Raw genomic sequence first — 10,382 nt, 5'->3', positions numbered from 1 at the left:
GCGATCACGGTGACCGCGCCGGGCGACAGCGTGGCGCCGGTAATCGCTGCGCCCGTACCGCTGAGGGCCGAGGCCGGTCCGGACGGAACCGCGCTGGTCGGTTTCAAGGCGACGGTGACCGACAATGTCGATCAGGCGGTCACACCCGTCTTCACCCTGGACGGGGCCGTGATCACCAGCCCGTTCGCATTTCCGGTCGGGGTCAGCAAGGTGTTGATCGACGCGACGGATGCGGCAGGCAACAGCGCGGTGCAGCAGATCCTTGTGGTGACGGTCACGCCGGCGGCGGCCCCGCCGCCCCCGGTCATCACCACCGCCGCGATCAATGCGGACCGGTCGCTTACAATCGGCGGCACCGCCGCGGCCGATGCGAGGGTGAGGGTGACTTTCCCCGATGCGTCCTTTCAGGAGGCGACGGCAACGGGCGGCCTGTTCTCGGTCACGTCGGCTGCCAACATGACGGGCGGCACGGTCTCGGTCACTGCGGCGAACGCGCCCGGAAACAGTTCGGCGGCGACGACGGTAGAACTGTTTCCCGATTACGAGGCACCGACGGTTGCGCTTTCGGGCGCCCCGGCGACCCTGACCGACATGTCGGCCTTCACGGTGACGATCACCTTCTCGGAACCGGTTGTCGGGTTCGAAACCGGCGACGTGACCGTTTCCGGCGGGACGGTGACCGCGTTTTCGGGGACCGGCGCCGTCTACCGTGCCGGGATCACGCCCGGCGCGGTTGCGGAGGTCACGATCGGCGTCCGCGCGGGCGTTGCCGAGGATCTGGCGACCAACCCGAATCTGGCGGCGGCGCCGCTGACGGTCCTGCCCGACACCTCGCGCATCGCGCAGGAGGCGATCACGGACGCCCTGACCGCCCGTGGCCGCGCCCTGATCGGTGCCCAGCCGGATTTGCGCGGCTTCCTGACCGGCTCGGCAGCTTCGGGGCTCGAGGCGCGGGCAAGCCGGGGGCAGGGCAACTTCCGCATCGGGGCCGGGGGACAGGACAGCACTTTCTGGGCGCTGGCTCAGGGACGGTGGTCTGATTCCGTTTCGACGGAAATGGACTATTATCACCTTGCCCTCGGTGCGCATCTCCTGCGCGGAAAGAACCTGATCGTCGGGGCCATGTTGCAATTCGACAGCGCCGATGCGGGTCTTGACGCCGGTTCCTTCGAGGGACGGGGCTGGCTGGCCGGCCCGTATCTGGTGGCGCGACTGCCCGATCAGCCGCTTTATCTTTCGGCCTCGATCCTGCATGGGCGGAGCGATAACACCCTGACACTTGCGGGTCAGGCACCGGATGATTTTTCGTCCACCCGGACATTGCTGACGGCCGGCGTGGAAGGCCGATTCGCGTGGACCGAGACGACAACGATCATCCCCTCGCTCGATCTGTCGCATCTGGTCGATCGGCAGAAACGCTATGTCGACAGCCGGGGCAATACGGTCGGTGCGCAAAGCATTCGACTGACCGAAGCGGCCTTCGGGCTGGGCTTCGAGCATCTGGTGAGGCTTGACGACAACGAGATGCTTCTGAGCGGAGGCATCAGCGGGATCTTTTCGGATCAGCAGGCCCCGGGCGACACGGCGACCAGCACCCGCGGGCGCATCGACCTGGGCGCCGAGTTTCGCCTGGGCGAAGCGTCGAGCCTGAGCCTGACCACGTTCTATGACGGTCTGGGCGATACCGGCTACGGGGCAAGGGGGGCGGCGCTGGATTTCGAGATGCGGTTCTAGAACCATCATCGGCTGCCCGGACCGACAAGCGGCCGGGCAGATTGCGCGCGCGGCCGGTATCCCTGGCGCGCGGCGCGCCATGTCATCGGCACCGGCCTCCGCGCCGGTGCTTTTTTCGGGCTTCGTGTTCTGGCGCACAGTGCGAGTCGGTCGGGCGGGATACAACAAGGGCGCGAGTTCCGGTGCGGACCGGCACCCGCCACCCTCCCGTCTCGGGCCCTGGCCGGATCTTTCAGCGAGGGTGCCTTTTTCACCTCCTGCCGAAAGGCGGGACTCCATCAAGGAACAGATCCATGTCCGACACCATCACAATGGAACGCCCGGCCGCAGCCACCGACCTGACGCCCAGTCAAAAGACATTCGTCGATGCGATCACGTCCAAGGTGGGCACGCTTCTGGGCAGCCAGTTGCCCGGAACCTTTGCTGCCGTCAGCTATCCTCCGGGCTTTCACCCGGTCGTGCAATATGGCAACAACGCCTACTACAATTCCACCATGCTCGACACGTTCAACGGCACGTTGGCGGTCGGCAGCAACGGGATGCTGACGCTGGGCAACGAGCAGTTCAGCACGCTTTATGCGCGCATCCTGAACGCGGCGCAGTACCAGTTCTCGGCGGCCGATCAGAAGATCGTCAACGACCCCGCCTATGACAACCAGAAGATCGCCATCACCAACGAGGCGTCGTCGGGTGGCTTCGCGGCGGCCTACGCCGTTTCGCCGGTCACGTTCACCGGCGTCCTGGCGGCGCTGCTGAAGAACTTCAGCAAGGACCCCACCGATCATTCCCTGGCCAATATCGCGACCGCGGCGCGGCAGTTGGCCTCGGCCGGGTTTCCGGGCCTGGCGGCGGCATTCTCGAACAATATCAACATGCTGGCACCGCTTATCCGGATCACCGGAGAACAGGCTGCGGCAGAGCTGCAACTGGCCGCGGCCCGGGAAAACGCCACCAATCCCACGGCGGCGAATGGCGGACTGCAGACGACCGACAGCACCTATTATGTCGGCTGGACGCCGATGCCGTCCAATACGGTGATCCAGGCCGGTCTCGACAGCGGCAGCAAGGTATCGATCGAGGTCTCGGCCTCGAATTTCTCGTCCACCGACGCCAGCCTGTCGATCGCGGGAAAGACCGGCTTCACAATCCCGGTGCTGGATGTGGTCGATATCGGCATCTCGGCCGGGTCCAGCTATGACTGGTCCAAGCATACCTCGTCCTCGTCCTCCTTCGACATGACGATCGAATATCCCGGCGTGACCATCGTCCAGATCGATCCCCTGACGCTGAGCGCCGACAACACGACCGGCTGGTATGACGAATCGCTGCTGCGTTCGATCGTGACGGGATCGGGCGACGACAGCGTGTCGGGCTTCAAGATCGCGCCGACGGACCAATATGCCCCGGCCAGGATGTTCGGCCAGGGCAAGCCGTTCTCGCGGCTGAAGACCCTGGTGATCAGCCAGGCGCCCACCATCACCATGGTGTTTTCGGCCGACATGGCCAATTCGGTCACGTCCTCGTTCAAGGAAAATGCCTCGGTGGATGTGAAGCTGTTCGGGATCTTCTCGGTCGGGTCGTTCAACGAAAGCTACGGCATCACCAAGGTCGACAGGGACAGCGCCTCGGGCAAGGTCACCGTGGTCTTCGCGCCGCCCAAGGTCATCGGTACCGTGCCGCCCACCCAGCAGGTTGCCAACGTTCTGGGCGGCGTCGCCGATTATCCGCCGGCCTGAAGCCGAGATGCCGAACCGCGCCTGAAGCGGGCGCATGACGGACACGAACCGGGGCGGTCCGCGATGGCCGCCCCGCCCGATATGGGGGACGACCGATGACACAGGCCGGGCAGACAACGGATGACCGCGCCGCCGAAGCCATCTCTCGCAGGATCGCAGCCTATCTGGGGGCGCAGATCGAGCCGGGATTTCGCGTGATCCGCTACCCGCCGGGCTACAATTTCAACGTGCAATACGGCATGCCGGTGATGTGGAATCCGCACACCTTCGGCCTGATAGACCAGATCTGCAGGCTGGACGGACCCCATTCCGCCAGCATGACCGGCAGCAGTTTCAGCGCCGAGTTCGCCGCGATCCTGGCTTCGGTCGGATATCATACATCCACAGCCGATATCCGGGCGCAGAAGCAGGCCATCGGGGATTTCGACCGACAGGGCGACAGGGTGGTCCAGGTCTTCGAGGCCGAATTCGGACCGATCACGGCCGCGATGATCCAGGCCTCGGGGGCGGTGCCGCGAACGAAACCGGGCTATGTCTCCTGGTATGTCGGGGCGCATTATCCCGGCACTCCGCCCCGGTTTCCGCCCGTTCTGGCCTCGTTCTCGGCGGCCTATGCGGCGTGGCTGTCGCTGGGAGAGACGGTGGAAAAATCCGCCCGGCAGGCGCAGGCGGCCGCGGCACTGGTTTCCGCGGCGCGGGCGCATTCCATCCATCCGGGGGCGGGCAATGGCGGTTTGCCGACCGGACCGTCGGCATGGTCGGTGGCCTATTGCGGCCTGCCCACCAACAACCAGATCAATGCCGGTCTGGACAACCGGCAAAGCACCGTGAGCGTGACCATCGACGTCGAGGATGCCGGGGCGGGCATGGCCAGCCTGAGCCTTGACCGGCAGAGCCTGGGCCGAGTTCCCCGGACCGACCTGCGACTGTCGGTGGCGGCCGCGCCCGAGGATACGGCGCGCCCGGTCGATCCCTGGGCGGCGGCGCGTCATGTCGGGCTGGAGATCGTCTATACCGGGATCACGGCGATCCGGGCCGACCCGGTTTCCCTGTCTGCCGACCGCCAGAGCGGCTGGTTCAGCCTGCCGATCCTGCAGCAGATCGTGGCCAAGACCGGCAAGGACGTGACCGGCCTGCAGCTTCAGGGCTCTGCCTTCTCCATCGACGCGCTGTTCGGACCGGGCGGATCCTTCGCGCGGGTCCAAACCTTTGTCATCGCGCAGCAACCGACGGTGAAGATGACATTTCGCGGTACGAATCTGGACGCGCTGGCCGGCCAGGTGACGACGGACCAGGCGGCGCAGCTGAGTCTGGGAAAGATCGTCTCGCTGGGGGTGGATGGTCGCGACTACCGGGTTCTGGACATGCAATCGACCGGGACGGAGCTGACCGTCACCCTTGGCGCGGCACCGCCATCCGGTACCGTGCCGCTGATCGACCAGACCGCGCATGTCATCGGCGGCGTGATTCAGTTTCCCGCCTAGCGCTTTTCGTGTTCCCATCGGCTGACGACAGTTTCGGCGAGGAGAGATCATGCAGACCGAGCCCCGGAAGATCGCGATCATCGGCGGGGGTGTAGGCGCCGTGACGGCCGCCTATGCCATCACCCAGTTGCCCGACTGGCAGGACCGATACCAGATCACGTTCTACCAGATTGGCTGGCGGCTGGGCGGCAAGGGGGCCAGCGGGCGCAATGCCGCCAGGGGGCAGCGGATCGAGGAACACGGCCTGCATATCTGGGCCGGTTTCTACGACAACGGTTTTCGACTGATGCGCGATTGCTACGAGACCCTGAACCGGACCGGCCTGCGCAGCCCCGATGCGCCGCTGGGCACGCTGGACAAGGCGTTCAGGGGACTGAACCATTTCCTTCTGGCCGATGAGGTGACACAGGCCGACGGCACCCGGTCGCTGCGGCCCTGGCGCATCGACTTTCCCGAAATCGCCGGCCAACCCGGCGAGGGAGGGCTGTTGCCAACGCCCTTCGGCTACTTCAAGGCCCTGCTGCAGGCCGTCGCGGGTTTTCTGGATGGCCGTGTCGGCGCCACGCCGCAGGAAATTCCGGCGCGGTTCCAGGCCGAATTCGCTCGCAGGGCCCTGCCGCTTGCGGCGGCCTCGCCGCTGCATCACCTTCGTTCCTATGCGGCCACGCTGCGTGACAATGCCTTTGACCACACCACCTCGCAGACGCTGTATCTCGCGGCGCTGGTCCGTCACGCCCAGATCTGGCACGCGACCGCCGATCTGGGTGGCGGCGACACGGCGCGCCGGATCGGCTATCTGGTCAGCCTGTCGCTGGCCTTTTGTCGCGGTGCCATCGACAACGGCCTGTTTCGCAAGGGCTTCGACGCGATCGACGATCAGGAAATCAGCACCTGGCTGCTGCAATGCGGGGCCAGCCGCGAGGCCGTCTATTCCGCCGTGTTCCGGGGCTGCTACGATTACGTTTTCGGCTATCCCGGCGGCGTGACAGACGATCGCGAGGTCGGCGCGGGCACCGCCATAAGGGGCCTGCTGCGCCTGGCCTTCACCTACAAGGGCGCGCTGTTCTACAAGATGCAGGCCGGGATGGGGGACACGGTCTTCGCGCCCTATTATCAGGTGCTGAAATCGCGCGGGGTGCGGTTCAGATACTTCAATGCCGCCACCAACCTTGCCCTTGCGCCGGACGGGAACGCCGTCGTCGCCATCGACATGGTCGAACAGGCCGAGGTCCTGTCGGGCGACTACGAGCCGCTGGTCGATGTCAGGGGCTTGCCCTGCTGGCCCTCGGAACCTGACTGGAGCCAGCTCAGGGACGGGGCGGCGCTGAAGGCCGAGGGCGTCGATTTCGAATCCGAGAAATCGGTGCCGTCGGGGCGCGCCTATCGCCTGGAGCAGGGACGGGATTTCGATCTGGTGATTCTGGGCGCGTCGCTGGGATCGCTGCATTATCTGACGCCGGAACTGGCCGCGGCCTCGACCCGCTGGAATGCGATGTTGAAGAACCTGCCCACCGTGGCAACGCAGGCCGCGCAGTTCTGGTGCACCAAAACGCCCGAGGAACTGGGCTGGAACGCCCTGGTCGCAGCACATAATTCCGGCGACCAGGGCGATCTGAGAACGGTGATCACCAGTTTCGCCGAGCCGCTCGATACCTGGGCCGACATGTCCGATCTGCTGACGCGAGAGGACTGGCCGGCGGATGGGCCAACCGCCATCGCCTATTTTTGCAGTCCGGCGCAGGATGCGGGCACCGGTCCCGACCGCTGGCCCGATGCGGTGCGAAACTGGGCCGATGCGGAGCTGACCCGGCTCTGGCCCGGGGCGGGAAAGGCCGGCAAATTCGACGCCTCGATTCTTTATGCCGACGGCGCCCGGACCCCCGATGACAAGTTTGCCGGACAATATTTCCGGCAGAACTTCTACGGTTCGGAACGCTATGTGCTGTCCGTGCCGAACACGGTCCAGTATCGCCTGCCACCCGATGGATCGGGCTTTGAAAACCTCTATCTGGCCGGCGACTGGACACGCTGCGGGATCAATGCCGGCTGCGTCGAGGCCGCGACCATCTCTGGGTTGATGGCCGCGCGCGGATTGACCGGGGCCGACTTTAAGATCGTCGGCGAGGGTGATCTTGCCCCCGATGCGGGACCGACGGATGCCACGAAACTGTCCAGCCCCTATGCCCAGTCCGCGCCCTGGCCGCTGACGCCGGTCTATGGCACCGGCCGGATCGACGGCTGGTTCAGCTTTCATGCCGTCGATGCCCGCGCGCTCGAGGCGGTTCTGCCCGACGGAATGAGCCTTCATCCCCAGACGCTGACGCCCGAGGGTCAGCACCCGGTCGCGATCCTGGCCAATCAGCAGGTCGGCGTGCGGGCCTCGATCCTTCCCAAGATCATGGGCTATCGCAACTACTGCGAGGCGATCATCGCGATCAATTTCGTGCAGGTCGAGGGGCATGAGGGCGTGTTCAGCTATCTGCCCAATCTCTACCTCACCAACAATTGGGCGCGGCTGGCCGGGATATGGTGGTATGGCTACAACAAGCGGATGGGCCGGTTGCAGATGGGCAATGGTCACTACTCGGTCGCCGCCACCGATGGGCGCCCGATCTGGTCGGGCCGCTACCAGCAGAAGGATTTCGCGCGGCCGCTGACGCATTCGCCCGATTGCGGCCTGGTGCAATCACTTGCCGAGCAGATCGTGGTGTCGGAAGGCAAGTTCAGCCGCTGGCAATTCTCGTCCTTCGATTTCAATCTGACCTCGGCCTATGTCGCCGGCGTCAGCGCGCGGATCGACGTGACGGATGCCGCATTGGCCAATATTCCCCAGGGCAGCATGACCGCGCAGCCCCTTGCCATGGGCGCGGTGCAAGAGAACGGTTTGCATAAATTGCCCGGCGCATTCCGGATCTGGACCAGCTGGACCCTGTCGAATCCGTTGGACAACAGCAGGATAGCTCAACTAGAAGGGGAAAGAACGAAATTGCCGTAGCGTCAGCGGCAAGGGTCGAGAGGAGCCGCAATGTCCCGGATCGTGACCCGCCCCGAGGGCGAGCGGAAGCAGGTCACGGCGGTCTTTCTGGATCTGGTCGGGTTCAGCGAAGTCGCAAGCACCTCCGATGCGGAAGATTTGCAGGACTGGCTCGAGGAATATTACCGGCGCTGCGGCGAGATCGTCGAGATCAATGGCGGCGAGGTGACCGAATATCTGGGCGACGGAATCGTGGCGGTGTTCGGCCTGTCGCGCGCGGATGAACTGGCGGCCTCGAAAGCGGTGGATGCGGCGCTGCGCGCGGTGACGGAACTGGCGCAGGATAAGGCGGGGCAGGGCGGATTCACGCTGCGCGCCGGCGTCGCCACCGGAGAGGTCGCGGTGCGCCCCGACATGACGCGCGAGGCCTGGCCGCGGATCACCGGGACGGTGACGACCCTTGCCCAGCGGGTGCAGGAACTGGCCGCACCCGGCGGCGTGATGATCGCTGAAGGCACCAGGATGATGTTGCGCGGCCAGTTCACCCTGACGCCGGTGCCAAATCAGATCCTGAAGGGTTTCGCACAGCCGCAGATGCTGTTCGTGCCACAGATAGCCCCCCATCGCGACGTGGCGCCGGGAACGGCCGACCTGGTCGGGCGCGCGAAGGAATGCGCCGCGATCGAGGCCGCCCGGATGCCGGTGCTGATCGTCGGGCAGGCGGGGATCGGCAAGACCGCCGTGGCGCAGCACATGGCGCAGCGGGCCGGCATCGCCACCACGATTCAGGCCGAAGGGATCAAGAGCGGCTCCAGCTATCAGCCGTTCAAGGACTGGATCTCGTGGCGGCTGAAATCGTTGACACCCGACTTTGCCGAGATCACGCAAGGCTTTCCGGACCTGTCCAAGGCCGATCGGATGAGCCTGGCCCTGATCATGGGTCTGCCCGAAGGCGCGGCGCTTCTGACGGAATTGTCCAATCTCGCGCTGAAGGCCCGGATCGAAGCCGGGCTCTGGCGTGCCCTGCAAAGCGTCCAGCGCGACGGGATGGTGATCTTCGAGGATCTGCACTGGTTCGACATCGCCAGTTTCGGCGTATTGCAGCACATTCTGCGCAGTCCCGAACGATCCCGGTTCCGTCTGATCCTCACCAGCCGCGAGGATTCCAAGCTGGGCAAGCATCTTTCGGGGCTGGTATTCGAGACGCTCTCGCTGCATCCTCTGTCGCAGGGCGATGCCCATCGGATGCTGGCGTCGCTGGGCGCGCAGGACGGCGTCAATGCCGCCAGCCTGGTCGAGCAGGCGGGGGGGATTCCGCTCTATCTGGACCAATTGGCCAAGCGGGCGCTCAAGATCGGTCGGGTCGAGGAGACGGTTCCCGACACCCTGATGGATCTGCTGGCCGCCCGGATCGACGATACCGGCCCTGCGAAGCCGATCCTGCAGCGCGCCTCGGCGATCGGCCGCATCTTCGCGGTCGATCTGCTTCGCGCCCTCGATCCGACCAGCGCCGATCCGGTCTTCGCGCTGGAACACGCCCGGGCGGCTGGGGTCGTCATGCAGCGGTCCGCGGCTGAATGGGAATTTGCCCACGCCCTTCTGGCGCAGGCGGCCTATCATTCGGTCCTGCGCAGCAATCGCGAGGCGCTGCACCGGCGCATTGCGGAAATCCTTCAGTCCAGCCATGTCGATCGAATATCCCGCGACCCGGCATTGCTGGCCCGACATCAGCGAAAGGCGCGTCAGATCGGCCCGGCCATCCGGTCCTATCTCGCGGCCAGCCGGATCGGGCTGCTGCAGGGTGCCTTTGCCGATGCCGAAGGACATGCCGGCACGGCGCTGGCGCTCTGCGACGATCTGGACGATGCCTCGGCCCGCGCGGAAATGGCGATTGCCTGCCAGACGGCGCGCGGCTCGGTTCTGATGCAGGCGCAGGGGTTCACCGCAGAGCCCGTTCGCGACGCCTTCGGGGCGGTCCACAGGATTGCCCTTTCGTCCGGCTCGCTGGGGCCTAACAGCGCGGCGGCGCTGTTCGGAAGCTTCTCCCATGCGATCATTGCCGGCGACAAGTCCCGGGCTGACGCTTTCGACGCCCTGCTGGCGGACCTGGCCCAAAGCATGCCGGCGGGCGCCGGAGGCGACGAAGTGCGACTGGCCGCGCTGGCCACCCGCAATTGCGGATGTTTCTACCAGGGCGACTTCCGCACGCAGTTTCGCCAGATCGAAAGGATACGGGACCTTTATCGGATCGCGGATCATGCGGGCATGATCGCGCGTTACGGCATGGATATCTTTGCGGCCGCGCAGATGTTCGAAGCGCCGGCACGGGCGATTTCGGGCCAGATCGACGCGGTCGAAAGGCTGGTGGCGGAAACCGACGCGCATCAGGCCGAATTGTCGATTCCGGCGATGCTGCCATACGCCTTGATCTGGGGCGCGGTGCCGCTGTTCTAC

General features: G+C 65.5%; 5 protein-coding genes. All 5 read left to right on the top strand.

The window, feature by feature from the left end; translation table 11 throughout:
• Positions 1–1,734: Ig-like domain-containing protein (locus tag B4L36_RS04040; protein ID WP_292952746.1), on the top strand; the 1,734-nt coding region annotated here is incomplete at its 5' end.
• Between the two features lie 293 nt (positions 1,735–2,027).
• Positions 2,028–3,470 carry a hypothetical protein gene (locus B4L36_RS04035; RefSeq protein WP_292952744.1) on the top strand — a complete coding sequence of 481 codons (1,443 nt, stop codon included), beginning with the start codon at positions 2,028–2,030 and terminating at the stop codon, positions 3,468–3,470.
• Positions 3,471–3,565: 95 nt separating this feature from the next.
• The gene (locus tag B4L36_RS04030; RefSeq protein WP_292952741.1) at positions 3,566–4,954 is read left to right on the top strand and encodes a hypothetical protein; all 1,389 of its coding nucleotides are present in this window, start codon (positions 3,566–3,568) and stop codon (positions 4,952–4,954) included.
• Between the two features lie 49 nt (positions 4,955–5,003).
• Entirely contained in the window at positions 5,004–7,949 is a 2,946-nt protein-coding gene (locus B4L36_RS04025) for an NAD(P)-binding protein (RefSeq protein ID WP_292952738.1), read from the top strand.
• 30 nt (positions 7,950–7,979) lie between these two features.
• Positions 7,980–10,382: ATP-binding protein (locus B4L36_RS04020; protein ID WP_292952735.1), on the top strand; the 2,403-nt coding region annotated here is incomplete at its 3' end.

Origin of the sequence: Paracoccus sp. UBA889 (genome assembly GCA_002294185.1) — a bacterium.
GTDB lineage: Bacteria > Pseudomonadota > Alphaproteobacteria > Rhodobacterales > Rhodobacteraceae > Paracoccus.
The sequence above is the reverse complement of the archived record's forward strand: the minus strand, read 5'-3'. Positions and strand labels throughout refer to the sequence as shown.